This window comes from Gordonia shandongensis DSM 45094 (genome assembly GCF_000423025.1).
GTDB classification, from domain to species: domain Bacteria; phylum Actinomycetota; class Actinomycetes; order Mycobacteriales; family Mycobacteriaceae; genus Gordonia; species Gordonia shandongensis.
Window position 1 is genome coordinate 26,082 of the sequence record NZ_AUHE01000016.1, and the last position, 26,050, is coordinate 52,131.

The 26,050-nt window shown below is 70.5% G+C and carries 23 protein-coding genes and 1 pseudogene; 15 read left to right on the forward strand and 9 right to left on the reverse strand.

Going from position 1 to position 26,050, the window contains the following annotated elements; genetic code table 11:
* Positions 1-399: 399 nt before the first annotated feature.
* Positions 400-660 (reverse strand): 30S ribosomal protein S20, encoded by a 261-nt coding sequence (rpsT, locus tag G528_RS0112410; RefSeq protein ID WP_026919257.1) that lies wholly within the window; start codon positions 658-660, stop codon positions 400-402.
* Positions 661-822: 162 nt separating this feature from the next.
* Here rpsT and G528_RS0112415 point away from each other — a divergent pair, with 162 nt between their 5' ends.
* Complete coding sequence (locus G528_RS0112415; protein WP_026919258.1) at positions 823-1,917, forward strand: hypothetical protein; 1,095 nt, start codon at positions 823-825, stop codon at positions 1,915-1,917.
* A gap of 30 nt (positions 1,918-1,947) precedes the next feature.
* Here G528_RS0112415 and G528_RS18725 read toward each other — a convergent pair whose 3' ends face one another.
* Positions 1,948-2,439, reverse strand: coding sequence for a type II toxin-antitoxin system PemK/MazF family toxin (locus tag G528_RS18725; protein ID WP_211220635.1), 492 nt, complete (start codon positions 2,437-2,439; stop codon positions 1,948-1,950).
* A gap of 54 nt (positions 2,440-2,493) precedes the next feature.
* Positions 2,494-3,084: pseudogene (locus G528_RS17420) on the reverse strand (alpha/beta hydrolase family protein); the annotation flags it as partial.
* 75 nt (positions 3,085-3,159) lie between these two features.
* Here G528_RS17420 and lepA point away from each other — a divergent pair.
* The 9 genes from lepA (at position 3,160) to G528_RS0112475 (ending at position 14,440) form a co-directional block, all read left to right on the forward strand.
* Positions 3,160-5,046, forward strand: a complete 1,887-nt coding sequence (gene lepA, locus G528_RS0112430; RefSeq protein ID WP_026919259.1) for a translation elongation factor 4 — start codon at positions 3,160-3,162, stop codon at positions 5,044-5,046.
* Positions 5,047-5,049: 3 nt separating this feature from the next.
* On the forward strand, positions 5,050-7,140 hold the full coding sequence (locus G528_RS0112435; protein ID WP_084638197.1) for a M3 family metallopeptidase: 2,091 nt from the start codon (positions 5,050-5,052) through the stop codon (positions 7,138-7,140).
* A gap of 122 nt (positions 7,141-7,262) precedes the next feature.
* Positions 7,263-7,463 carry a hypothetical protein gene (locus G528_RS0112440; RefSeq protein ID WP_026919261.1) on the forward strand — a complete coding sequence of 67 codons (201 nt, stop codon included), beginning with the start codon at positions 7,263-7,265 and terminating at the stop codon, positions 7,461-7,463.
* Between the two features lie 169 nt (positions 7,464-7,632).
* Entirely contained in the window at positions 7,633-8,700 is a 1,068-nt protein-coding gene (locus tag G528_RS0112450; protein WP_026919262.1) for a sulfate ABC transporter substrate-binding protein, read from the forward strand.
* Positions 8,697-9,524, forward strand: coding sequence for a sulfate ABC transporter permease subunit CysT (gene cysT, locus G528_RS17425; RefSeq protein ID WP_035719967.1), 828 nt, complete (start codon positions 8,697-8,699; stop codon positions 9,522-9,524). The genes G528_RS0112450 and cysT overlap by 4 nt, the downstream gene beginning before the upstream one ends.
* Positions 9,521-10,375 carry a sulfate ABC transporter permease subunit CysW gene (gene cysW / locus G528_RS17430; protein WP_051198790.1) on the forward strand — a complete coding sequence of 285 codons (855 nt, stop codon included), beginning with the start codon at positions 9,521-9,523 and terminating at the stop codon, positions 10,373-10,375. Before cysT ends, cysW begins: the two co-directional genes overlap by 4 nt.
* A 1-nt stretch (position 10,376) precedes the next feature.
* Positions 10,377-11,375 carry a sulfate/molybdate ABC transporter ATP-binding protein gene (locus G528_RS0112465; RefSeq protein WP_026919263.1) on the forward strand — a complete coding sequence of 333 codons (999 nt, stop codon included), beginning with the start codon at positions 10,377-10,379 and terminating at the stop codon, positions 11,373-11,375.
* Positions 11,376-11,426: 51 nt separating this feature from the next.
* Positions 11,427-12,803: an amidase family protein gene (locus G528_RS0112470; protein WP_026919264.1), complete on the forward strand. Its 1,377-nt coding sequence runs from the start codon at positions 11,427-11,429 to the stop codon at positions 12,801-12,803.
* Between the two features lie 56 nt (positions 12,804-12,859).
* Positions 12,860-14,440, forward strand: coding sequence for an FMN-binding glutamate synthase family protein (locus tag G528_RS0112475; protein ID WP_026919265.1), 1,581 nt, complete (start codon positions 12,860-12,862; stop codon positions 14,438-14,440).
* Here the strand turns inward: G528_RS0112475 and G528_RS17435 are convergent.
* The 5 genes from G528_RS17435 to G528_RS0112500 are packed head-to-tail and all read right to left on the reverse strand — an operon-like array spanning position 14,434 to position 19,989.
* Positions 14,434-15,249 (reverse strand): sirohydrochlorin chelatase, encoded by an 816-nt coding sequence (locus G528_RS17435; RefSeq protein ID WP_084638198.1) that lies wholly within the window; start codon positions 15,247-15,249, stop codon positions 14,434-14,436. The genes G528_RS0112475 and G528_RS17435 overlap by 7 nt on opposite strands.
* Positions 15,249-16,598, reverse strand: a complete 1,350-nt coding sequence (locus G528_RS0112485; protein ID WP_084638199.1) for a sulfate adenylyltransferase subunit 1 — start codon at positions 16,596-16,598, stop codon at positions 15,249-15,251. The genes G528_RS17435 and G528_RS0112485 overlap by 1 nt, the downstream gene beginning before the upstream one ends.
* On the reverse strand, positions 16,598-17,536 hold the full coding sequence (gene cysD, locus G528_RS0112490) for a sulfate adenylyltransferase subunit CysD (protein ID WP_026919267.1): 939 nt from the start codon (positions 17,534-17,536) through the stop codon (positions 16,598-16,600). Before cysD ends, G528_RS0112485 begins: the two co-directional genes overlap by 1 nt.
* Positions 17,533-18,264, reverse strand: coding sequence for a phosphoadenylyl-sulfate reductase (locus tag G528_RS0112495; RefSeq protein WP_026919268.1), 732 nt, complete (start codon positions 18,262-18,264; stop codon positions 17,533-17,535). Before G528_RS0112495 ends, cysD begins: the two co-directional genes overlap by 4 nt.
* A gap of 9 nt (positions 18,265-18,273) precedes the next feature.
* Positions 18,274-19,989 carry a nitrite/sulfite reductase gene (locus G528_RS0112500; RefSeq protein ID WP_026919269.1) on the reverse strand — a complete coding sequence of 572 codons (1,716 nt, stop codon included), beginning with the start codon at positions 19,987-19,989 and terminating at the stop codon, positions 18,274-18,276.
* Positions 19,990-20,373: 384 nt separating this feature from the next.
* Between G528_RS0112500 and hemW the strand changes: the two genes are divergently transcribed.
* Positions 20,374-21,597, forward strand: a complete 1,224-nt coding sequence (gene hemW / locus G528_RS0112505; protein ID WP_026919270.1) for a radical SAM family heme chaperone HemW — start codon at positions 20,374-20,376, stop codon at positions 21,595-21,597.
* A gap of 19 nt (positions 21,598-21,616) precedes the next feature.
* Here the strand turns inward: hemW and G528_RS17440 are convergent, their stop codons facing one another.
* Positions 21,617-22,066 carry a type II toxin-antitoxin system VapB family antitoxin gene (locus G528_RS17440; RefSeq protein WP_035719969.1) on the reverse strand — a complete coding sequence of 150 codons (450 nt, stop codon included), beginning with the start codon at positions 22,064-22,066 and terminating at the stop codon, positions 21,617-21,619.
* Positions 22,067-22,145: 79 nt separating this feature from the next.
* Between G528_RS17440 and hrcA the strand changes: the two genes are divergently transcribed.
* From hrcA to G528_RS0112530, 4 genes are all read left to right on the forward strand, one after another.
* On the forward strand, positions 22,146-23,183 hold the full coding sequence (gene hrcA / locus G528_RS0112515) for a heat-inducible transcriptional repressor HrcA (protein WP_026919271.1): 1,038 nt from the start codon (positions 22,146-22,148) through the stop codon (positions 23,181-23,183).
* Positions 23,184-23,212: 29 nt separating this feature from the next.
* Entirely contained in the window at positions 23,213-24,367 is a 1,155-nt protein-coding gene (gene dnaJ, locus G528_RS0112520) for a molecular chaperone DnaJ (RefSeq protein WP_026919272.1), read from the forward strand.
* A complete protein-coding gene (locus G528_RS0112525; RefSeq protein WP_026919273.1) occupies positions 24,364-25,122 on the forward strand; it encodes a 16S rRNA (uracil(1498)-N(3))-methyltransferase in 759 nt (252 codons plus the stop codon). Before dnaJ ends, G528_RS0112525 begins: the two co-directional genes overlap by 4 nt.
* Before the next feature lie 71 nt (positions 25,123-25,193).
* The gene (locus G528_RS0112530) at positions 25,194-25,967 is read left to right on the forward strand and encodes an alpha/beta hydrolase family protein (RefSeq protein ID WP_051198803.1); all 774 of its coding nucleotides are present in this window, start codon (positions 25,194-25,196) and stop codon (positions 25,965-25,967) included.
* Positions 25,968-26,050 lie beyond the last annotated feature (83 nt).

The window sequence follows — 26,050 nt, forward strand, 5'->3', positions numbered from 1 at the left end:
AGCGTGAGGTCAGAAACTGGCTCTTCTCGTCACCACGGCCAACGGCCCGGACGTGTCAGTCATCGCCCACAAACTGCGGGCGAGACCCTTCAGCGGTTCACGGGGCTGGCGGTGTGACCGGCAGCCCCTGGCCTGTCTGATTCGGGACTCGACATGCAACGGACATTACACGGGAAGCAACGACGGTCCGTTGCGGGGCGGCGGTGCGCCATCCATCGTTGCCGGGCAGGTACGGCGCGACCGACCATGCCCTTCGTCGGCGCCGCTTCAGGTCCCACCCACGCCGACAGCAGTCACCCCGATGACCGCGTGGTACGTCATCGGGGTGACTGCCTGAAGTGCATGTTCTGTTGTCGCACCGCGATCGGTGCGGGGCGGCGGCCGACGGGCCGCGCCGCATCAGAGCTTGTTGACGGCGACAGCCATGGCCGACTTCTTGTTGGCGGCCTGGTTCTTGTGGATGACACCCTTCGAGGCGGCCTTGTCGAGCTGCCGGCTCGTGGTGACCAGCAGTTCGGAAGCCTTGTCCTTGTCGCCGGCGTCGACGGTCTCGCGGAACTGACGGATCGAGGTGCGCAGAGCCGACTTGGTCGACTGGTTGCGCAGGCGGCGCTTCTCGTTGGTCTTGTTCCGCTTGATCTGCGACTTGATGTTTGCCACGCGATGTCCTTCGGCGTCTTGTGCGGCCTCGTCGGCCTGCTGGTGTGATTCGGTCGGCACGGCGCGGTCGATGAAGGCGGCCGGCGTCCCGTGCAACAGCGGTCAACGATACCAGCGGCTCGGTGAGCACCAAAATCGACACCGCACTAGGGTGAGCGCATCATGTCTGTTGTCTATGTGCACGTCGGCCTCCCCAAGACCGGGACCACCCACCTGCAGGATCGTCTGTGGCGCAACCGCGACCTCGCCTCGACCCGCGCGAACCTGCTCTACCCCGGCAATCGGATCGACGACCACTTCCACGCGGCCGCCCACCTGCAGCCCGAACGCTATCTGGACTGGGCCGACCCGGCGCACTCCGGTGCGTGGCCGTCGATGGTGGCGGCGATGCGCGCCTGGCGGGGGACCTCACTGGTCTCTCACGAACTGTTCGCCAACGCCGGCCCCGACCACATCGCCGCGCTGGTGGCCGACCTCGACTTCGCCGACGAGGTCCACGCCGTGGTCACCGTCCGCGACCTCGCCCGCCAGATCCCGTCGGTGTGGCAGGAGAATGTGAAGAACCAGCGCCGGGCGACGCTCGACGAGTTCGTCACCGACATCTCCCGACCCGACGACGGTGGCGACGAGCCGTTCTGGGAGTTCCAGGACTACCGACGGATCGCCGCCGACTGGTCGGCCGTCGTCGGTGCCGACCGCGTCCACCTCGTGACGGTCCCCGCACCGGGGACGGCCGCACCCGGTGACGGCCTGTGGGAACGCTTCGTCCGTGTGCTCGGCGTCGACCCGACCGTCCTCACCGAGACGGTGCCGAGCACCAACAGTTCACTGTCGGCGGGCCAGGCCGAACTGATTCGACGGGTCAACGACAGGCTGCAGCCCGCGGACGTGCCGTGGCACCGGTACGAGCGGCTGCTCAAAGGCGAGTTCATCGGCAAGGTCCTGTTCCAGACGGAGGCCGGCGCACCGCTGGGGCTCACCGCCGACCAGCGGTCGTGGGCCGCGACCCGGTCGGAGGAGATGATCGACGCGATCGCCGCCGCCGGCCACCCCGTCTCGGGGAGCCTCGACGACCTGCGGGTGAGTCGGGACGCGGACGCCGACGCCGAACCGGCGGGGACGCAGGAGGCGCTCGACGCCGCCCTCGACGCGCTCGCGCACTGGGTCAGGACCGCGCCGGTGCCCGATCAGCGTCCGGGCCTGCGGACGCGCGCCGGAAACCTGGCCCGCCGCGCCAAACGCCGATTGGGCCGGTGACCGCCCGCACGGTCACGTCCGGCCGCACGGTCACGTCCAGCCGAACCGTGCTCTGAGCCGGTCGGCGACGGCGTCGAACCGTGCCCGCTCGCACACGGCGCCCTCCCGGCGGATCCCGTGTTCGGCGACCTGCAGGACGCGGTCGAGGCGCACGAAGCTCTCGCGCCGGTCGCGATCCCAAGGCCCCGAACCGATCGACACCCAGTCCGGGTCGTCGCGGTGGTAGTCCCTGCTCGACAGCATCAACCCGAGCAGCATGTCGCCCCCGGCCCTGTCGTCTCCAGCCATACCGTCACCGGCCGTGTGGTCCCCGGGGCCGCCGTCGCGTCCGACGACGAGCACCGGACGGTCCTTGCCCTGGTCGGGGTCGTCCTCGAAGGGCACCCACGTCCAGACGATCTCGCCCGGATCGGCGGCACCGTCGAGATCCGGCGCGTAGACGATGGTGCGGGCGAAATCCCCGGTCGGGTGCCCCGGCGACCGTCGCGCGGACGGGCGCGGGCCCGCGGTGACGAGCGGCAGCAGCCACTCCTCGACGGCATCGGCGGTGAGGATGTCGACACCGCTGCGATCGGGTCGCAGGCTGTGGTCGGCACGATCGACCTCCACCAGCCGGACCGGGCCGGGGATGAGCGCGAGGGCGTCCGCGAACTCCGCGGACGTACCGAAGGTGTCACTGCGTCCGTGGACGATCACGGTCGGGACGTGGATCTTCGGAAAGTGCTCGGTGCGCATCCGTTCCGGTCTGCCCGGCGGATGCAGGGGGTAGGACGTCAGCAGCAGGGCGTCGGCCAGCGTGGGGTCCTCGGCGACGGCCATCGACGCCTGGCGGCCGCCGTACGAATGGCCGCCGACGATCACCGGTCCGCGCGACAGGCCGCGGAGTTCGTCGAGTGCGGCACGGATCCCGGCGCGGTCGGCGGCCGCCGTCGACGGCGACGGCGGGCCCTTCGGACGCCGCTGCCGGTAGGGCAGGTCGATGCGGGCGACGCTCAGTCCGCGATCGACGAGGGCGTCGCCGACGGCCGTCAGGACGGCGGCGGTGCGGTCGCTGCCCGCGCCGTGCGCGAGAACGACCGTGGCGCGGGCGTCGGCGACGACGGTCGCGTCCGCGACCACGTCGTCGGTGCGGACCTCGATGGACTCCGGGCCGGATGAAGCTGCCATGATGCCGGTGAGCCTAGCCGGAGCGCGCCCGGGAATCGCCGCCGACGCCGCCGTCGTGCGAAACTGGACGATGATCTGTCTCGGACCGCCGACGGTCCCGCGCAAGGAGTGAGTGAGATTCCCAGTTTCGCCGACACGACGTTCACGGATCCCGCCCGGATCCGTAACTTCTGCATCATCGCGCACATCGACCACGGAAAGTCGACGCTTGCCGACCGGATGCTGCAGTTGACCGGCGTCGTCGAGGACCGGCTGATGCGGGCGCAGTACCTCGACCGGATGGACATCGAGCGTGAGCGCGGCATCACCATCAAGGCGCAGAACGTTCGCCTGCCGTGGAAGGTCGGCGACGACGAGTTCGTCCTGCACCTCATCGACACGCCCGGTCACGTGGACTTCACCTACGAGGTGTCGCGTGCGCTGGAGGCGTGCGAGGGTGCGATCCTGCTGGTCGACGCCGCCCAGGGGATCGAGGCGCAGACGCTGGCGAACCTGTACCTGGCGATGGAGAACGATCTCACGATCATCCCGGTGCTCAACAAGATCGACCTGCCCGCCGCCGACCCCGACCGGTACGCGGCGGAGATCGCGCACATCGTCGGCTGCGAACCCGACGAGGTCCTCCGCGTCTCCGGCAAGACCGGTGTGGGCGTACCCGAGCTGCTCGACGAGGCCGTCCGCCAGATCCCGGCGCCCGTCGGCGACGGCGACGGGCCGGCGCGGGCGATGATCTTCGACTCGGTGTACGACACCTACCGGGGCGTGGTCACCTATGTGCGCGTCGTCGACGGACGCATCCTGCCGCGCGAGAAGATTCAGATGATGTCCAGCGGCACCAACCACGAACTGCTCGAGGTCGGCATCGTCTCCCCGGAGGCCAAGGCGACCGCCGGGTTGGGCGTCGGTGAGGTCGGCTACCTGATCACGGGTGTCAAGGACGTGCGCCTGTCGAAGGTCGGCGACACCGTGACCACCGCCAAGGACGGTGCCCCGGAGCCGCTGACGGGATACCGCGAACCGCAGCCGATGGTCTATTCGGGTCTGTATCCGGTGGACGGCTCGGACTACCCGGTGCTCCGTGAAGCTCTCGAGAAACTGCAGCTCAACGATGCTGCGCTCACCTACGAGCCGGAGACGTCGGTGGCCCTCGGATTCGGTTTCCGCTGCGGCTTCCTCGGACTGCTGCACATGGAGATCACGCGCGAACGCCTGGAGCGGGAGTTCAATCTCAACCTCATCTCCACCGCACCGAACGTCGTCTACCACGTGGTGATGGACGACGGCAGCGAGGTCACCGTCACCAACCCCTCGGACTGGCCGACCGGTAAGACCCGCGACATCTTCGAGCCGATGGTCCGCACCACGATCATCGCGCCCAGCGAATTCGTGGGCGCGATCATGGAGCTGTGCCAGTCGCGGCGCGGTGAGCTCGGCGGCATGGACTACCTGTCCGAGACGCGGGTGGAACTGCGGTACAAGCTGCCGATGGCGGAGATCATCTTCGACTTCTTCGACTCGCTGAAGTCCCGCACCCGCGGATACGCGAGCCTCGACTACGAGGAGGCGGGCGAGGCACGCGCCGACCTGGTGAAGGTCGACATCCTGCTGCAGGGGGAGGCCGTCGACGCCTTCAGCGCGATCGTCCACAAGGACGCCGCCTACACCTACGGCAACAAGATGGCGCTCAAGCTCAAGGAGCTGATCCCACGCCAGCAGTTCGAGGTGCCGGTCCAGGCGGCGATCGGTTCCAAGGTGATCGCGCGCGAGAACATCCGCGCCATCCGCAAGGACGTGCTCGCCAAATGCTACGGCGGCGACATCAGCCGGAAGCGCAAGCTCATCGAGAAGCAGAAGGAGGGCAAGAAGCGCATGAAGACCATCGGTCGCGTGGAGGTGCCCCAGGAGGCGTTCGTGGCGGCGCTCTCGACCGACGAACTCGGCGACAAACCGAAGGGGAAGTAGACGATGGGCCGTGCCGACGACCGGAGCGGAACCGACGACCGGAGCGGGACCGGCCCGGAGTCGGTGCTGACCGAGTCGGGTCTCCCGTACGGACTGCCCGACTTCGCGGCCATCAGCGACGACGACTTCCTGCCCGCGTACGAGATCGCGCTCACCGAACATCTCGCCGAGGTGGAGGCGATCGCGTCGTCGCAGGAGCCGCCGACGTTCGAGAACACGATCGCCGCACTGGAGCTGTCGGGACGGGAACTGGCTCGCGCCAACGGCATCTTCTTCAATCTCGAGGGCGCCGACAGCAACCCGCGGCGCGTGGAGATCGCGCGCGAGCTTGCGGTGCGGCTCACCGAACACGCCAACGCGATCGCCATGCATCGTGGACTGTTCGCGCGGATCGACGAGCTCGCGGCGCGCCGCGAATCGCTCGGGCTGCGGACCGACGAGGAACGCCTGCTCGCGCAGCGGCATCGGGACGCGATCCGGGCCGGCGCCGCGCTCGACGAGGCGGGGCAGACGCAGATGCGCGAGATCTCCGAACGCCTCGCGACGCTCACCACCGCCTTCGGCCAGCATCTGCTCGACGACACGAACGCCTCGGCGGTGCACTTCGACGACGTCGGCCGACTCGACGGGTTGACCGACGGGCAGATCGCGGCGGCGCGCCGGGCCGCCGTCGACGCCGGACGGGACGGCTATCTGGTGACCCTCGAGCTGCCGACCAGCCAGGAGTCGGTCGCCTCGCTCACCGACCCGGAGGCGCGACGCCGCGTCTTCGAGGCCTCGGTGAACCGGTGCGCCCGCGGCGGCGAGCACGACACGAGGGAGCTGCTCCTGGAGATCGTGCGCCTGCGGGCCGCCCGCGCCCGACTGCTCGGGTATGAGAGTCACGCCGACTATGTGATCGCCGAGGAGACCGCGCCCGGGCCCGACGCGGTGGCCGAACTGCTCGGCGAACTCGCCACGGCGGCGATGGGTGCCGCGCACATCGAACTCGACCGCCTCGCCGAGCGTGCCGGTGCACCGTTGGCCGCCTCCGATGTGACCTTCCACCTGGAGGCCGACCGCCGCGACCGCGCGGCCGCCGACGCCGCCGACGTCGATCTGACGGCGTTCGCCGACTACTGCGAACTCGACACGGTCCTCACCGACGGCGTGTTCGCCGCCGCCGAAGCGCTGTACGGGCTGACGTTCGCCGAACGCACCGACCTGCACGGCTACCACCCGGACGTGCGGATCTGGGAGGTGAGTCGCCACGGCGAGGGCATCGGCCTGTTCCTCGGCGACTTCTACGCGCGGCCCGCCAAACGGGGCGGCGCGTGGATGAACACCATCGTCGACCAGTCGCATCGGCTCGGGACGGCGCCGATCGTGGTGAACGTCCTGAACCTCACCGAACCCGAACCCGGTGAGCCGTGTCTGCTGACGCTCGACCAGCTCGACACGGTGTTCCACGAGTTCGGGCACGCGGTGCACGGACTGCTCTCGGCGGTGGAGTACGCCTCCCAGTCGGGAACGTCGGTCCCCCGTGACTTCGTCGAGTTCCCGTCGCAGGTCAACGAGATGTGGGCCCTGCACCCCGATGTGGTGGGCCGCTATGCCCGCCATCACCGGACGGGGGAGCCGGCGCCGACCGCGCTCATCGACGCCGTGCGTGCCGCGAGCGACGCGCCCAGCGCCCACTCGACCGTCGAGTACCTGGCGGCGGCCGCGCTCGACCTGGCGTGGCACCGGCTCACCGAGGACGAGGTGCCCGACGGCCCGGAGGCTGTGATCGAGTTCGAGACGCGGGCCCTCCAGTCGGCGGGGTTGGCGTCCGACCTCATCCCGCCGCGCTACCGCAGCACCTACTTCAACCACGTCTTCGCCGGCGGATACTCGTCGGCCTACTACTCGTACATCTGGGCCGAGATCCTCGACGCGGAGACCGAACAGTGGTTCCTGGCCGGGGGCGGGCTCCGCGCGGATCTCGGGGCCGCGTTCGCCGACGCCGTCCTGTCGCGGGGCGACAGCGTCGATCCGGTGGCGGCGCACGCCGCGATGCTCGGCCGACCGGCGAGGATCGAACCGTTGCTGGCGCGCCTCGGGCTGGCCGGCTGACGGCCGCCCGCGAGGCCGGCCGACCGGGTGGGTGAGCGGGGTCGCAGGCGCCCCGGCGAGTAGGGTTTGAAATCAGTGTGGGCGTAAACGCGCCCGGACCGGCGAGACGAGGTGACGGCGCGGTGGACGGACTCCTGTCCTGGTGGGACGGCGTGGAGGAGTGGCTGACGGGCCTGCCGTTCATCCCGCAGCTGGTGGTCACCGCGCTCGTGCTGGTCCCGCTCTGCACCCTGGTGGCGGCGGGCATCAACTACCTGGTGGGACGACTGTTCTCCCGGATCGGTCGCAGTGAGGCCGATGACGACCACGGATGGGGAGTGTGACCGTGTTCCGTTCCAAGGTGACCCTGGCTCTGGCGGCCCTCCTGGTCCTGGTGTTGATCGCCTGGCTCATCAGCCTCCTCTAGCACAGCTCCGCGGTGACGCCCGCCGGTGTCGGCCGGCCGCGGTGCGTGCGTTGAAGGCACCCCGTCGGCCCGGTTAGGTTCATCGCGTGAACACGCCAGTCGCCCGTCGTCCCGCGCGCGGTGCCGTCTGCCTCGCAGCGGTCCTCGCGGTGGTCCTGTCGGTCGCCGGATGCGGCGGCGGATCCACGGACACTCCCGACGGTGTCGACATCTCGTCGGGATCCCGGCATCTGAACGTGGTCGCCTACGCCATCGCCAAGAACGGTTTCGACGCCCTGATCCCGGCGTTCCGCGAGACCCGCGCGGGATCCGACATCGGCTTCTCGTCGTCGTTCGGCGCATCCAGCGACCAGTCCCGCAAGGTGGCGCGTGGCCTGCCCGCCGACCTCGTCGCCCTCTCGGTGGAACCCGATGTGACCCGACTGGTGAGCGCCGGGGTCGTCGCCCCCGACTGGAAGCGGCAGGCCCCCCACGGTTCGGTGCCCTTCGGCTCCGTGGTGGTGTTCGTGGTCCGCACGGGCAATCCGCTCGGCATCCGGGGGTGGGACGACCTCCTGCGCCCCGGGGTGGAGGTGGTCACGCCGAACCCCGGCAGCTCCGGCTCGGCCAAGTGGAATCTGCTGGCGCCGTATGCCGCGGCCTCCGACGGCGGCCGTGACCCCGACGCCGGACTCGGCTACGTGCGACGACTGGTCCGCGACCACGTGCGCATCCTCCCGAAGTCGGGTCGCGAAGCCACCTCCGCGTTCCAGCAGGGGCAGGGGGACGTGCTGATCAGCTACGAGAACGAGGCGAAGATGTTGGCCCGCAAGACCCGGGACGCGCCGGCGGGCGACCGGATCGATTACGTGGTCCCGGAGACGACGTTCAAGATCGAGAACCCCGTCGCCGTCACCACAGTCGGCGGTGATCCGGCCGCGGCGCGCGACTTCCGCGACTTCCTCTTCTCGGCGCGGGGCCAGGAACTGTGGGCGCGGGCCGGTTTCCGGCCGTCGGACCCGACGGTCGCGGCCCGCACCGCCGGTGACTTCCCGGGCCGGATCAGCCGCCTGTGGACCGTCGCCGACCTCGGCGGCTGGCCGACGGTCGACGAACGGCTGTTCGGCACCGACGGGGCCATCACCCGGGTGTACGAGTCGGAGGCGGGCCGATGACCGCGGTGCACGCGTCGTCGACCCCGCGGCGGGGCTGGCGGCCCGACGGTCCACTGTCGCTCGGCGTCACCGGGCTCTGGCTCAGCGTCATCGTCCTGCTGCCGCTCGCGGCGATCGCCGCGCAGGCCTTCGACGACGGCCCGTCGGGGCTGTGGGCCGGGATCACCGACACCGCCGCGTTGCAGACGCTCGGGATCACCGTGGTGATCTCCCTGCTCGTCGCGGCGATCAACGTGGTCTTCGGCACGATCATCGCCTGGGTGCTGGTCCGCGACGACTTCCCCGGCAAGGGGATCGTGAACGCGGTGATCGACCTGCCGTTCGCGCTCCCGACCATCGTGGCGAGCCTCGTGCTGCTGTCGCTGTACGGGCCGAGCAGCCCGGTGGGCATCCACCTGGCGGCGACCCGGCCCGGCGTGCTGTTGGCGCTGACGTTCGTGACCCTGCCGTTCGTCGTCCGCCAGGTGCAGCCGGTGCTCATGGAACTCGACACCTCGGTGGAGGAGGCCGCCGCGGTCCTCGGCGCGAGCAATCGCGTCATCTGGTCGAAGATCGTGCTGCCCGCCCTGCTGCCGTCGATCCTCACCGGGGCGGGGCTGGCGTTCACGCGGGCGATCGGGGAGTTCGGGTCGGTGGTGCTCATCGGCGGCAACATTCCGGGGGAGACGCAGGTGGCCTCCCAGTACATCCAGCAGCAGATCGAGGTCGACCACCCGGTGAACGCCGCGGCGGTCTCGGTGGCGCTGTTGGCCGTGGCGTTCGTGGTGCTGCTGGTGCTGCGGGCCGTCGGCCGGATCCAGACGCGGCGGGAGGGGTCGGAGTGATCCTGTCGCCGCTGACCCGCTACGGGTTGCGCGCCGTCGCGCTGCTGTACGTCGCGGTCCTGCTGATCGTGCCCGTCGCGCTGATCTTCTGGCGGTCCTTCGAGCACGGTGTCGGCCAGTTCTGGGAGTGGATCACCACACCCGCGGCGATCTCCGCCCTGCAGCTGTCGCTGCTGATCGTGGTGATCGTGGTGCCGCTGAACGTGGTCTTCGGCATCCTCACCGCCCTGGCTCTCGCCCGCGGCTCCTTTCCCGGCAAACGGCTGCTGCAGGCCGTCGTCGACCTGCCGTTCGCGGTGTCACCGGTGGTCGTCGGTGTCGCGCTCATCGCCTTGTGGGGGGCCGACGGCTGGTTCGGCGGCATCGAGTCGCTGGGCTTCCGGGTGATCTTCGGGATCCCCGGCATGGTGTTGGCGACGGTCTTCGTGACCCTGCCCTTCGTGGTGCGGGAGGTGGAGCCGGTGCTCCGCGAGATCGGGACCGAACAGGAGGAGGCGGCCGCGACCCTGGGGGCGTCGGGGTGGCAGACGTTCTCCCGGATCACCCTGCCGGCGATCCGTTGGGGGCTGACCTACGGCGTGGTGCTGACGGTGGCGCGGTCGCTGGGCGAGTACGGCGCGGTGACCATGGTGTCGTCGAACTTCCCGGGGGTCTCGCAGACCCTGACCCTGCTGGTGCATTCGCGCTACACCGACGACTACAACGAGTACGGTGCGTATGCCGCAGCCACCCTGTTGATGCTGGTCGCGATCCTGGTGCTGGTCGTCATGACGCTCATCGAGCGGCGCGCGAAGAACCGGGTGGCACAGGCGAGTGAGGAGACCGAGCGTCTCCTCGAGGAGAAGAGTTGACATGTCCATCTCAGTGATCGGCGCCAATCGCCGCTATGGCGACTTCGCGGCCCTCGACGATGTCTCCATCGACATCCCGCAGGGGTCGCTGACCTCGCTCCTCGGCCCGTCGGGGTCGGGGAAGTCGACGCTGCTGCGCGCGATCGCCGGACTCGACCGCCTCGATTCGGGGACCGTGCGGATCAACGGTCGGGACGTGTCGGGGGCGTCGCCGCAGCAGCGCGACATCGGCTTCGTCTTCCAGCACTATGCGGCCTTCAAACACCTCACGGTGCGCGACAACATCGCGTTCGGCCTCAAGATCCGCAAACGCCCGCGCGCGGAGATCGACGCCAAGGTCGACGAACTCCTCGACATCGTCGGGCTCACCGTGTTCCAGAAGCGGTATCCGGCGCAGCTGTCCGGCGGGCAGCGCCAGCGTATGGCGCTGGCCCGGGCCTTGGCCGTGGACCCGCAGGTGCTGCTGCTCGACGAGCCGTTCGGCGCCCTCGACGCGAAGGTCCGCGAGGACCTGCGCAAGTGGCTCCGCCAACTGCACGACGAGGTGCATGTGACGACCGTCCTCGTCACCCATGACCAGCAGGAGGCGCTCGACGTCTCCGACCGCATCGCGGTCCTCAACCGCGGGCGCATCGAGCAGATCGGCACCCCGGACGACCTGTACGACCGACCCGACAACGTGTTCGTGGCGTCGTTCCTCGGGTCGGTGTCGAAGCTCAACGGCGAGCTCGTGCGGCCGCACGACATCCGGCTCGGGCGCTCACCGGAGATGGTGTACCCGCCGGCGGACGCCGAACTCGACACCGGTGTGATCCGGGCGACCGTGAAGCGGGTGGTCAACCTCGGTTTCGAGACGCGCGTAGAGCTGATCGCGGCGCCGACCGGGGAGGAGTTCCTCGCGCAGATCACCCGCGGTGATCAGAACGCCCTGCAGTTGCGGGCCGGCGAGCCGATCTTCGCCCGGGCGACCCGCGTCCCGCGTCTTGCCGCGGACTCCTGAGAGCGCCAGACTCGTGGGGAGAGTCGGTTGCGCACGGGGAGAGGGAGTTCGATGGACGACATCGCGTATGCGGGAGTGGTCGGCGCGAGCCGGATGCTCGACACCGGCACGGTGACGGCCCGAGAGCTGGTCGACCGCGCGTTGGAGCGGCTGGCACGGCTCGATCCGGGGCTGGGCGCGTTCACGCAGGTGTTCGCCGATCGGGCCCGCGCCGAGGCGGATGCGGCCGACGACGCCCGAGCGACCGGCGACCGGCGGCCCCTGCTCGGGATCCCCATCGCGGTGAAGGGCGACACCGACATCGCGGGCGTCGTGACCGGTAACGGCAGTCGGAGCTATACGCGGGAGGCCCCCGCCGACGCGGCGATCGTCGCGCGTCTCCGTGAAGCGGGCGCGATCGTGATCGGCACGACCGCGCTGCCGGAGTACGCGCAGTGGCCGTTCACGGCGTCGACGGCGCTCGGCGTCACCCGCAATCCGTGGGATCGCGACCGGACGCCGGGCGGTTCCAGCGGCGGCAGTGCGGCCGCGGTGGCGGCGGGCATCGTCCCGGTCGCCACCGGCGGCGACGGCGGCGGGTCGATCCGCATCCCGGCCGCATGCTGCGGGCTGGTGGGCCTCAAGGTCGGTCCGGGGCTGGTGAACACCGCGCCCCACGGTGAGATGTGGAACGGACTGGCCTCCCTCGGGGTGCTGACGCGGACCGTGCAGGACGCGGCCCTGGTGTACGACGTGCTGGTGGGACGCCGCTGGACCGACACGCTCGCCTCCGCCGCGGCCGGCGGCGACGGCGGCTCGCTGCGGATCCGGGTGTCGGCGTCCTCGGCGCTCCCCGGGATCCGGCCGGACGCCGAACTCGTCGGCGCCCTCGATCGGGTGACGGGGGTTCTCGACGATCTCGGTCACCGGGTCGACGGCGAACCGGTGCGGCTGCCGAACCCGACGCCCGGCTTCCTCCCGCGGATGGCGGGCGGTGTCCGAGCCGAGCTCGGCGCCGCCGATCACCGGCGCCGCGCCGAGCGCCGCACCCGGCAGCTCGGCGCCGTCGGCGCGGTGCTCGGCGGACCCGTCCTGCGGGGCGCGCACCGTTATTCGCGGCGGGTCGATCGGCGCGTCTCGCGGATCTTCGACGACGTCGACGTCCTGGTGACCCCGACGATGGCCGAACTGCCGCGGCGGGCCGACGGCCTGGGCGCCGCGGGGGTGGTGCGCGCCGGGCTGCGGTCCATGCCGTCGATCGCGTACACGTCGATCTTCAACGTCACCGGCCATCCCGCGATGTCGGTGCCGGCCGGATTGTCGCGCGACGGCCTCCCGCTGGCCGTCCAGCTGGTGGCGGCGCACGGCGGGGAACCGACGCTGGTCGCGCTGGCCGCACAGCTGCAGGAGCGGATCGACTGGACCGCGCAGACGCCGCCGGTCGACTGACGACATCGGCCGCGCATTCTCCGGCGGCGCTCCACCGAGAGTGATCTAGTGGAGGCATGGTTCGTCAACTCGCCGTGATCCTCCTGGGCGTCGTCGCGCTCGGTTTCGCCGTGGCCGCCGGGGGCGGCTCGGTGTACTGGGTCGTCGGGGCCGTTCTGGTCGGCGCGCTCTGCGTCGTCGGCGTCTACGACCTGCTGCAGACGCGGCACACGATCCTGCGGAACTATCCGGTCATCGGGCATCTGCGGTACCTGATGGAGAAGCTGCGCCCCGAACTGCAGCAGTACTTCATCGAACGCGACTACGATGGCCGCCCGTACGACCGCGAGCGGCGGTCGATCATCTACGAGCGCGCCAAGGGGATTCACGGGGAGCAGGCGTTCGGCACCGAACGCGACATCGAGGAGATCGGCTACGAGTATCTGGTCCACTCGCTGGCTCCGGTGCCCGAACCCGATGAGGTTCCGCGTGTGCTCATCGGTGGACCCGACTGCACCCAGCCGTATTCGATGTCGCTGCTGAACGTCTCGGCGATGAGTTTCGGCGCGCTGTCGGCCAATGCGATCCGGGCGCTCAACCGGGGTGCGGCGGCAGGCGGTTTCGCTCACGACACCGGGGAGGGCGGACTGACGCCGTATCACCTCGAGGGCGGGGGCGATCTCGTGTGGGAGTTGGGGTCGGGGTACTTCGGCGCGCGGAGGGCCGACGGCCGGTTCGATCCGGATCAGTTCGCCGAGAAGGCGGCCCACCCGAACGTCAAGTGCATCTCGCTGAAACTCAGTCAGGGCGCCAAACCGGGGATCGGCGGGGTCCTGCCCGCGGCGAAGGTCAGTGACGAGATCGCGACGTACCGCGGGGTCCCCGCGCACCAGAAGTGTGTGAGCCCGGCGAGCCACGCGGAGTTCTCCACCCCGCGGGAGCTGATCCGGTTCATCGGACGTCTCCGCGAGCTCGCGGGCGGCAAACCCGTCGGTTTCAAACTGTGCGTCGGCACCCGGCGCGATGTCCTCGCGGTCTGCAAGGCGATGCTGGCCGAGCAGATCACGCCCGATTTCATCATCGTCGACGGTGCCGAGGGCGGGACGGCGGCGGCGCCGCTCGAGTACGAGGACCACATGGGCAAACCCCTCACCGACGGTCTGATGATCGTGCACAATGCGCTGGTCGGCACGGGACTGCGCGACCGCATCCGGGTGGGGGCGAGCGGGAAGGTCGCCGGGGGTGCCGACATCGTCAAACGCCTCACCCAGGGTGCCGACTACACCAATGCCGCGCGCGCGATGATGATGGCCGTCGGCTGCATCCAGGCCCAGCGTTGCCACACCAACACCTGTCCGACCGGTGTCGCCACGCAGGATCCGCGGCGGGCGCGGGCGTTGCACGTCGGCGACAAGACGGTGCGGGTGCAGCGCTACCAGGAGGCGACCGTCGCCCAGGCGGTCCAGATCATGGCGTCCCTGGGGGCCGAGTCACCCGCCGCGCTCGGGCCGCACATGCTGTACAAGCGCGTCGATGCGACGAGGACGTCGTCGTATGCCGACCTGTACGAGTGGCTCGAGCCGGGCGAGTTGACCGTCGACCCGCCGGAGTCGTGGGTCGCCGACTGGACGGCCGCGCACCCCGACGCGTTTCACTGAGCGGTCGCGGCCTGCGGGGATTCAGCCCTGATGGACGCGGCCCCGATGGATTCAGCCCCGATGGTTTCAGCCCTGATGGTTTCAGCCCTGATGGTTTCGGCCCTGATGGATTCAGCACGGTGGAGCCGGACCACGGCCCGCACCAGGGCGGGATGATCGGCGACGGGACCGGCGACCACGAGCGGCACCCCGAGGGCGTCGAGGTGCTCCTCGACGCGGTCGGACAGCAGGCCCGCCGACAGGAACAGCGGGCTCACCGCGATCCGCTGCGCGCCGGCGGCGAGGAGGTCGTCGACCGCGGCGCGGACGGCGGCACCGCGCGGCCCGAGGCGCGTGGCGAACAGGGTGCGGACCGGGCGGCCGAGAGCCCCCGACAGCTCCCGGCCGCGTTCGGCCGTCGACGCGTCCGAGCCGCGGTCGGACGATCCCACCGCGGTCATCAGGATCCCGTCGCCGGGTCCGGCCCCCGCTTCGGCGAGCCGGTCGATGAGGGCGGGCACCGGGGAGTATCGGCCGACGATCGGGGTCTGCGTCACCGTCAGCGACGGTGCCGCGGCGATCGCCGCGTCGATCAGCGCGGGCAGGTCGACCTTGGAGTGGAAGCCGTCGCCGAACAGCAGCGGGACCACGACCACGTCGCCGTCGAGGTCGGCCAGCACGTCGGCGATCAACGGCTCGGTGAGGTCGAGGTAGGCCACCTCCACCCGCACGGCGGGCAGTTCGCGGCGGACCGCGTCGGCGACCCGGCGCGCGGTCTCGGCGAACCGCGGATCGCGGCTGCCGTGCGCCGCCAGGAGCAGGGTGCTCATCACAGCGTCGCCGGCGTCAGCGGTGCCAGGGCGTCGCCGACCAGACCGGCGCCGAGGGTGTTGCCGCTCTGCGGGTCGATGAGCAGGAAGCTGCCCGACTCGCGGTTGCGCGAATAGTCGTCGGCGGCGACCGGTTCCGCCGTCATGAGCGACAGCCGACCGATCTGGTTGAGCTCCAGCGTGTCGGGGGCGTCGACCAGGGCCAGTTCCTGGTCGTCGAACAGCACGTCGAGTGAGCCGATGATGGTCTGGGTGGTCTTGGCGCCGTGCTTGAACAGCAGTCGGGCGCCGGCGCGCAGCGGTTTGTCGGACAGCCAGCACACCGTGGTGGTGAACTCCTGGGCCGGTTCGGGGGCGTCGTCGGCCGCGGCGATGAGGTCGCCGCGGGAGACGTCGACGTCGTCGGCGAGCAGCAGGGTCACGCTGCGTCCGGCGTGCGCGGTCGCCAGCTCACCGTCGGGGGTGTCGATCGTGGCGATGCGGGACCGCTGACCGGACGGCGCCACGACCACCTCGTCGCCCACCGAGACGCTGCCCGCGGTCACGAGTCCGGCGTATCCGCGATAGTCCGGGTACTCGGGGGTGCGCGGGCGGATCACGTACTGCACCGGGAAGCGCAGTCCGACGCCGGTGCGGTCGACGGAGTTCGGCACGCTCTCGAGGTGCTCGATGAGGGTGGGGCCGTCGTAGTACGGCGTGTGCTGCGACCGCGTGGCGACGTTGTCGCCGTGCAGCGCCGACACCGGGATCTCCTGCACCTGGTCGGGGGCGTAGCCCAGCGACCCGGTGATCCCGCGGAACTCGGTGGAGATGCGGGCGAAGACGTCGGCCGGATCGTCGACGAGGTCGATCTTGTTGACGGCGAGCACCAGGCGGGGGACCCCGAGCAGCGCCATCACGGCCGCGTGGCGCCGGGTCTGTGCGACGACGCCGTTGCGGGCGTCGACCAGCAGGATCACCAGCTGCGCCGTCGATGCGCCGGAGACGGTGTTCCGCGTGTACTGGACGTGTCCCGGGGTGTCGGCGAGGACGAACGAGCGGTTCGGCGTCGCGAAATAACGGTAGGCGACGTCGATCGTGATGCCCTGTTCGCGTTCGGCGCGCAGACCGTCGACGAGCAGCGACAGGTCGGGCGTGTCCATACCGCGGTCGACGGACGCCTTGGTGACGGCGTCGATCTGGTCGGCGAGCACCGACTTGGTGTCGAACAGCAGCCGGCCCACGAGGGTCGACTTGCCGTCGTCGACCGACCCGGCGGTCGCGATCCGCAACAGGTCGGATCCCGTGTCGAGCGCCGGCGCCGCGGGATCGGAGTCTGCCGGGGTTGCGGAGGGGAGGGGAGCGGTCATCAGAAGTATCCTTCGCGTTTGCGGTCTTCCATCGCGGCCTCCGAGACGCGGTCGTCGCCGCGGGTGGCGCCGCGTTCGGTGAGGCGGGAGGCGGCGACCTCGGCCAGGACCGCCTCGTTGTCGGTGGCCTCGGAGAGGACGGCGCCGGTGGTGGAGCCGTCGCCGACGGTGCGGTACCGCACCATCCGGGTCTCGACGGTCTCGTCCTCCCGGGGGCCGCCCCACGGTCCGGCGGTCATCCACATGCCGTCGCGCTGGTACACCTCGCGCTCGTGGGCGTAGTACAGGGGGGCCAGCAGGACCTGTTCGCGGGCGATGTAGCGCCACACGTCCAGTTCGGTCCAGTTGCTCAGCGGGAACACCCGGACATGCTCGCCGGGAGCGTGCCGACCGTTGTAGAGGTTCCACAGTTCGGGCCGCTGACGCTTGGGGTCCCATTGGCCGAAGGCGTTGCGCAGGGAGAAGATCCGTTCCTTGGCGCGGGCTCGCTCCTCGTCGCGGCGGGCGCCGCCGAAGACGGCGTCGAAGCGGTTCTCGCCGATGCCGTCGAGCAGCGGGATGGTCTGCAGGGGATTCCGGATGCCGTCGGGACGCTCGGTGAGGCGTCCGTCGGCCAGGTACTCCTCGACGCTCGCCACGTGGAGGCGCAGGTTGTGCCGTTCGACGATCTCGTCGCGGAACGCGATGATCTCCGGCAGGTTGTGTCCGGTGTCGACGTGCATGAGCGCGAACGGCAGCGGTGCGGGCCAGAAGGCCTTGAGCGCCAGGTGCAGCAGGAGCGTGGAGTCCTTGCCGCCGGAGAAGAGGATGACGGGACGCTCGAACTCGCCGGCGACCTCGCGGAAGATGTGGATGGCCTCCGACTCGAGGGCGTCGAGGGTCGTGAACTCCCGCGCCGAGCGGTCGGTCGCGATCGGGGTGGTGTTAGTGATGCTCATGAGGCGTGCAACCCGCATTCTGTCTTGGCGCTGCCGGCCCAACGGCCGCTGCGCGGATCTGCTCCGGGAGCTGGTTTGACGGTGCAGGGTGCGCACCCGATGGAGGGATATCCCTCGTCGACCAGCGGATTCACCAGGACGCCGTGGGCGTCGATGTACTCGTTGAACTCCTCGTCGGTCCACGCCGCGAGGGGATTGATCTTCACCAGCCCGAACGCGTCGTCGAACGAGATCAGCGGCGCGTCGGCGCGGGTCGGCGACTCGACGCGACGGATCCCGGTGACCCACGCCTGAAAGGGCGCCAGCGCACCGCGCAGCGGGACCACCTTCCGGAGTCGGCAGCATTCGCCGGGCTCGCGGGAGAACAGGTCCTTGCCCAGGAGCCGGTCCTGATCGGCGACGCTGTGCTCCGGGGTCACGTTGATCAGCTCGAGGTCGTAGACGTCGGTGATCGCGTCCCGGGTGCCGAGGGTCTCGGCGAAGTGATATCCGGTGTCGAGGAAGAGCGCCTTGAGCTTGCCGCCCACGGCCTCCTTGTCGGTGATCACCGAGTCGGCCACGTCGATGAGGACCGCGTCCTGCATGTTGGCGGCGATCACGAAATGCGGACCGAACGTCTCGGCCGTCCACCGGAGCAGGTCGCGCGCCCCGGCGTCGGGCCCGAGATCCGCGGCGCCCTGCTCGGCGACGGCTCGCAGCCGATCGGTGTCATGGGTGATGACGGTCATCGCAACTCCTCACTGCAGGTCCGCGTCGTCGGCGCGGGCCACCCACTGTGCGAATCGTTCGTTCTCCTCGCGTGCCGCGATGTAGTTCCGAACGACGCGTTCGATGTAGTCGCCGAGTTCCGACGACAGGACCTTGTGCTGCCGCACCTTGCGGCCGAGACCGAGGTCGGCCCCCAGACTGCCGCCCAGGTGCACCTGGAAGCCCTCGGCCTTGGTGCCGTCGGGCTGCTCGATGAGCTGACCCTTGAAGCCGATGTCGGCGGTCTGGATGCGGGCGCACGAGTTGGGGCAGCCGTTGAGGTGCACGGTCACCGGGACGTCGAGCTGGGAGTTGAGGTCCGCGAGCCGCTCCTCGAGCTCGGGCAGCAGCTCGATCGCGCGGCGTCGGGTCTCGACGAAGGCGAGCTTGCAGTATTCGAGCCCCGTGCACGTCATGATCCCGCGCCGCCACGGCGTCGGATTGGTCGGCAGCCCCATCGCGTCGAGGTCGGCGACGAGCTGGTCGACGTTCTCCTCGGCGACGTTGAGGACGATGAGCTTCTGGTACGGGGTGGTGCGCACCTCGGTGGCGCCGGCCCGCTCCGCGGCGTCCGCGAACTGCTCGAGGAGGGTGCCCGACACGCGGCCCGACACCGGGGCGGCGCCGACGGCGTACAGACCGTTCTTCAGCTTCTGGACGCCGACGTGGTCGCGGACCTTCGTGACCGGTTCCGGCGCGGGACCGTCGATGAGCTTGCGGTGCAGGTACTCGGTCTCGAGGACCTCGCGGACCTTCTCCGGGCCCCAGTCCTTGACGAGGAACTTGAAACGGTTCTTGCTCCGCAGTCGCCGGTAGCCGTAGTCGCGGAACAGGCGGGTGACGGCCTCCCACACGTCGGGCACCTCGTCGAGCGGCACCCAGGCACCGAGACGCTGCGAGAAGTGCGGCACGGTCGACAGTCCGCCGCCGACCCAGAGGTCGAGGCCGGGACCGTGCTCGGGATGGACGACGCCGACGAACGCGATGTCGTTGATCTCGTGGGGGAGGTCCTGCAGACCCGACACCGACGTCTTGTACTTGCGCGGCAGGTTGGCGTACTCGGGGTCGCCGATGTAGCGGCGGACGATCTCGTCGAGTGCGGGCGTCGCGTCGAGGACCTCGTCGACGGCCAGGCCGGCGAGCGGGGAGCCGAGCATGCCGCGGGGGCAGTCGCCGCAGGCCGAGGTGGTCTGCATGCCGACGGCTTCGAGCCTGCGCCAGATCTCGGGCACGTTCTCGATGTCGATCCAGTGGTACTGGAAGTTCTGACGGTTGGTGATGTCGAGGGTGTCGCGGGCGAAATCCTTGGAGATGCCGGCGATGGTCCGCAGCCGTTCGAGGTCGAGGACCTGACCGTCGGCGCGCACGCGCATCATGAAGTACGGGGATTCCAGGAGGTCGCCGTTCTCGTCGCCGGTGTAGGTCCCGTCGTATCCCTCGGCGCGTTGCGTGTAGAGGCCCATCCAGCGGAAACGGCCGCGGAGGTCGTTCTTGTCGATGGCGTCGTGACCGAGCTCGGCGTAGAGGTCGATGATCCGCTGACGGACGTTCAGCGGGTGGTCGTCCTTCTTGAACTGCTCGACGGGGTTCTGCGGCTCGCGCAGTCCGAGCGCCCACTGGGCCTCGGTCTTGCGCTTCTTGGGACGCGCGCGCCGGGCCGGTGCGGGCTCGCCGTCCGCGGTGGTCTGGGGTGGTGTGAGCGTCATTCGGAAACTCCTGTGGGCGCCGGCTGATCCGCGCGGCGCGACGATGGGGCTGGATGCGGTGGGACGTGCACCGCTGCGGGCACTGCGGAGGGATTCCGCAGGGGGCCGGGTACTGCTGGGGATGTCGTCCTGGGGGGATGTCACCGAACGGTGACGGACTTCGCGGCGTGCCCGGCCCGGTCGCTGGCGGGGCGCGCCTCGGCTAGCGCCGACAGAAGGCGCTGCAGACGCGCTTGAGATCGATGTGTCGCCGTTGGGCGAGCCACACTCCTGAAGAAGTCACGTCACTCATAGTGGCATGCGAATGGCGAGCCGTCTACTTGGGGTTATTTTTCATCACTGTGAGAGTAATACCCTTGACAGGAAGTGCGGGATGATGGATGAGTGAGTGATCGACGGGCCCCCGAAGCCCTCAGCGCCGCCGCGCGGACAGCGGTGAAGACCGCCGGACCCGACCGGCCGCTGAGCCTGTACATCCATGTCCCGTTCTGCGCGACCCGGTGCGGGTACTGCGACTTCAACACCTATACGGCCGGTGAGCTCGGATCGTCGTCCTCACCGCAGTCGTGGCTGGAGGGGGTGCGCTCCGAACTCGACGCCGCGGCCGCCGCCCTGTCCGCGGGACGGAGCGTGTCGACGGTCTTCGTCGGCGGCGGGACGCCCTCGCTGCTCGGCGGCGACGGTCTCGGCGACGTCCTCGACGCCGTCCGGGCGTCCTTCACGCTGGCTCCCGACGCCGAGATCACCACCGAGTCGAATCCGGAGTCGACGTCGCCGGAGTTCTTCGAGACCATCGCGCGCCGCGGATTCACCCGCGTCTCGCTGGGCATGCAGTCGGCGGCGCCGCACGTGCTGGCGGTCCTCGAGCGCACGCACACGCCCGGGCGCGCGCTCGACGCCGCCCGCGAGGCCGCCGCGGCCGGCTTCGCGCACCTCAACCTCGACCTCATCTACGGCACCCCGGGCGAGCGCGACGATGACCTGCGGGCATCCCTCGACGCGGTCCTGTCGGTGCCCGTGGATCACGTGTCGGCGTATGCGCTCATCGTCGAGGACGGGACCGCGTTCGCGCGCAAGGTGCGGCGCGGCGAGGTCCCCATGCCCGACGACGACGTGCTCGCGGCTCGCTACGAGCTCATCGACGAGCGCCTCGGCGCCGCTGGAATGACCTGGTACGAGGTGTCGAACTGGGCGACCGCGGGGGCCGACGGCCTCCCGGCGGCCGAGTCCGTGTGCCGCCACAACGAGGCGTATTGGCGCAGTGACGACTGGTGGGGCATCGGTCCCGGCGCGCACTCGCACGTGGGCGGTGTGCGCTGGTGGAACCAGAAGCACCCGGCCACCTACTCCGCATCGCTGGCCGACGGCGAACTCCCGATCGGCGGGGCCGAGATCCTCACCGAGGAGGATCGGCACACCGAGGCGGTGATGCTGCGGATGCGGATGCGGTCGGGTCTTCCGACGAGCGATCTGGGGGCCGCCGAACGCGACCGGGCCGACGCCGCGGTCACCGACGGACTCCTCATCCGGTCGGGCGACGGGTACGTGCTCACCGACCGCGGGCGGCTGCTCGCGGACGGCGTCGTCCGCGACATCCTCGTCGACTGAGCCGTGCGCCCCGCGAACGTCAGTCGGGCAGCCGGTGGGCGCCGCCGGAACGGCGGCGCGGATGCACGACCGGCGGGGTCGGCGACGTCGTCTCGGTGCGGCCGGGCGCGGGGGCGGTGGGCCCCACCGGCTCGGCCGCGGGCCGCGGCGCGGGCGAGAAGCCCGCGGCGATCCGCGCATCGAGGTCGAGCAGCCGCGCGTGGATGATCGTCCGATTCCGCAGCGCGGAGCGGACCGCGCGGTGCAGACCGTCCTCCAGATAGAGGTCGCCCTCGTAGGCGATCACATGCGCGAACAGGTCGCCGTAGAACGTCGAGTCCTCCGAGAGGAGCTTGTCGAGGGCCAGCACCGTCGTGACCGTGATCAGTTCGTCGAGTCGGATCTGCCGGGGCGGGATCTGCGCCCACTCACGCGGAGTGAGACCATGGTCGGGATAGGGCTTCCCGTCCATTACCCCCTTGAAGATCATCGTCGCTCTGGTCTTTCCGCCGTTTCGTAGACTGGTCTCATCCACAGTATTAGACGGGACGGCGAACGGAGGTGCCGGAATGGCGGCGTCGACAGATGATCGACGGTTCGAGATCCTGCGCGCCATCGTCACCGACTACGTCGACACCCAGGAGCCGATCGGTTCCAAAGCGCTCGTCGAACGTCATGCGCTGGGTGTTTCGAGTGCCACGGTGCGCAACGACATGGCGGTGCTGGAGGCCGAGGGCTACATCGCCCAACCCCACACGAGTTCCGGGCGGGTGCCCACCGACAAGGGCTACCGGATGTTCGTCGACCGCATCAGCGAGATCAAACCGCTCTCGAGCGCCGAACGCCGGGCCATCCTGTCGGTGCTCGACCGCGGCGTCGACCTCGACGACGTGCTGCGCCGCTCGGTGAAGCTCCTCGCCCAGCTCACCCGGCAGGTCGCGATCATCCAGTACCCGGTGCTCTCGACGGCGCGGGTCCGCCACCTCGAGGTCGTGCAGCTCTCCCCGCAGCGGCTGCTGCTGGTCGTCATCACCGACACCGGCCGCGTCGAACAGCGGATGGTGACGCTGGCGGAGGGGATCGACGAGGAGAACCTGGTCCGTGTCCGGACGATGTTCTCCACGGCGCTCGACGGTCAGCGACTCGAGGACGCGTCGGTCGCGGTCGCCGAACTGGCCACCCACGCCCCCGACGACCTGCGCGAGGCCGTCGTCACCGTCGCGACGGTGCTCGTCGAGACCCTCGTCGAGGACGGCGACGACCGGCTCGTGCTGGGCGGGACGTCGAACCTCGCGCGGTCGGCCGCCGACTTCGCGCCGGGCCTCGGCGGGATGGACACGGTCCTCGAAGCCCTCGAAGAGCAGGTGGTGGTCCTCCGGCTCCTGGCCCACACGCAGCGGACGGGCCAGGTGACCGTCCAGATCGGTGAGGAGACGAACACCGAGAACCTGCGGAGCACCTCGGTGGTGTCGACCGGGTACGGTGCTTCGGGCACCGTCTTCGGCAGCGTCGGGGTGGTCGGCCCCACCCGGATGGACTATCCGGGAACAATCGCGTCGGTGGCGGCCGTTGCGAGATATGTCGGCGAAGTGCTCGCCGACCGATAGAAGTCGTCAAGTGGAGGACCATTCTCACCGTGGCTCGTGATTACTACGGAATCCTGGGCGTAGCCGCAGGCGCGTCGGACCAGGAGATCAAGCGTGCCTACCGCAAGAAGGCCCGCGAACTGCATCCCGACGTCAATCCGGACGCCGAGGACGAGTTCAAGGAGGTCACGACGGCGTACGAGGTGCTGACCGACCCCGAGAAGCGGCGCATCGTCGACGCCGGCGGCGACCCGCTGGCCGGACCGGGCGGCGGAGGTTTCGGCGGCGACCCTTTCGGCGCAGGCGGCCTCGGCGACATCTTCCAGACGTTCTTCGGCGGCGGTGGCGGAGGTTTCGGCGGCGGTCGCGGCCCCCGCGGGCGCGTCCGCCCCGGTGAACCCGCCCTCGTGGGCGTCACCCTCGACCTCGAGGAGATCGCCGCCGGTGCCCGCAAGGAGATCACGGTCGACACCGCCGTCCTCTGCGACACGTGCACCGGCTCCGGCACCCGCGACAACTCGAAGCCCGTCACCTGCGCCACCTGCCACGGTGCCGGCGAGATCCAGGCCGTGCAGCGATCCTTCCTCGGTCAGGTGATGACCGTCCGCGAATGCCCGGAGTGCCGCGGCGTCGGCGAGACGATCCCCGACCCCTGCCTCAAATGCGGGGGCGACGGCCGCGTTCGCTCGCGTCGCAGCATGACCGTCAAGATCCCGGCGGGCGTGCAGGACGGCATGCGCGTGCGGCTGTCCGGTCAGGGCGAGGTCGGTCCCGGCGGCGGCCCCGCCGGCGACCTCTACGTCGAGGTCTCCGAAGCCGCCGACGACGTCTTCGTCCGTGACCGCGACGACCTGCACTGCACCGTCCGCGTTCCGATGGTCGACGCCGCGCTGGGCACCGAGATCACCGTCGACACGGTGCTCGGCGGCACGGCGACCGTCGCCGTGGAACCCGGCACGCAGCCGGGAACCGTGGTGCGGGTGCGCGGTCAGGGCCTCCCGCACCTGAACTCCGGCATCCGCGGCGACCTCCACGCCCACCTGGAGGTGGTGGTCCCGAAGAAGGTCGACCAGCGGCAGACCGAACTGCTCGAATCGCTGCGCGACGCCGGCGAGGACACGGTCGAACTCGTCACCGCGTCGTCGACGGCGGCCGCCGGCGGCGGACTGTTCTCCAAACTGCGCAACGCCTTCGCCGGCCGATGACACCGCCGCTCTTCTGGGTCGACGACGTCCCGCGCGCAGGCGCGGAGACGACGGTGTCGGGCCGGGAGGGCAGGCACGCGGTGACCGTGGTGCGGCTCACCGCTGGTGAGTCGGTGCTCCTCGGCGACGGCCGCGGCACCGTCGCCGACTGCGAGGTCGTCGCCGTCCACGGCAAAGACCGGCTGACCGTCCGTGCGGGGCGCGTCGAGTTCCGCGCCCGCCGGGCGCCGCGCGTGACGGTGGTGCAGGCGCTGCCGAAGGCCGAACGCGCGGAACTGGCCGTCGATCTGATGACCGAGGCCGGTGTGGACGCGATCGTGCCGTGGCAGGCGTCGCGGAGCGTCGCACGGTGGGCCGGGCCGAAAGCGGTCAAGGGCGTCGAGAAGTGGCGGACCGCGGCGGCCACGGCGGCCAAGCAGGCTCGTCGCTCGTGGATTCCGGAGGTCGCCGACCTCGCCGGAACCACCGACGTCCGCGACCTGTGCGCCCGCGTGGCCGCCGAGGGCGGGGTGGTTGCGCTGCTCCACGAGGACGGGGGCCGCGAGTTCGGCGGCCTCGACTTCGGTGCGGCACGCGAGGTGGTGCTCGTCGTGGGGCCCGAGGGCGGTCTGTCCGACGACGAGATCGCCGACCTCACCGCACTGGGCGGTCAGGCCGTGCTCCTCGGGCCGGAGGTGCTGCGCACAGCGGTGGCCGGGGCCGTCGCGCTCGGTGCCCTCGGCGTCCTCACGGATCGCTGGGCGCGGCCGCAGTGACGGCCGGAGCGCGAGTGCGGCGCACCCGCCTGGTCTACGGGCCGACCGACGATGCGACCGGCGGGGCCGCGATCGGCGGGAACGGGTCCGGCGGGAACGGGTCCTGTGGGAGGGTGCCCGGCGACAGTCGGTTCGGACACCTGTATCTCCCCGAGCAGACCGCCGCCGCGCGGGCCCCGCTGGTGGTCCTGGTGCACGGCGGCTACTGGTCCACCGATTACTCGCTGGTCGTCTACACCGCGATCGCGCGCGATCTGGCGGCCCGCGGCGCCGTCGTCTGGAACGTCGAGTACCGCCGGGTCGGGGAGACCGGCGGCGGATGGCCGACGACCGGCCGCGACGTCGTCGCCGCGCTCCGCGCACTCGACGGCCCGGTCGCCGACGAGCTCGCCCTGCGCGACGTCACGGTCGACAGGACGCGCGTCTCGGTGATCGGTCACTCGGCCGGCGGCCAGCTGGCGGTGTGGGCGGCGGCGCAGCTCGGGGCCCGGACCCGCGGATGCGTCATCGACACCGTGGTGGCGCAGTCGGCGGTCCTCGACTTCACCGTCGGCGGCGACCGGCCGTCGGTGGTCGCCCTCATGGGTGCGCCGTCGGCGGCGATGCCCGCGCGTTACGAACAGGCCTCCCCGGCGCACCAGGAGCCGTTCGACGCGCTGGTGGCGGCGATCCACACGGTCGACGACGAGTCGGTGCCCGTCGAGATGAGTCGGCGGTACGTGCGCGACGCCGCGCGGCGCGGCCAGCGCGCAGCGCTCTACGAGGTTCCCGGCGAGGGACACAGCGCCTTCGTCGACCCGCGCAGCGCCGCCCACCGGCAGACGCTCCGCGTCCTGGGCCTGTGACGTCGACGGTCAGAGGCGTGCGCGGATGGACATACGCGATGGCCCCGCTCCGGCGGCGACGATAGGATGAGACGAATTCACAC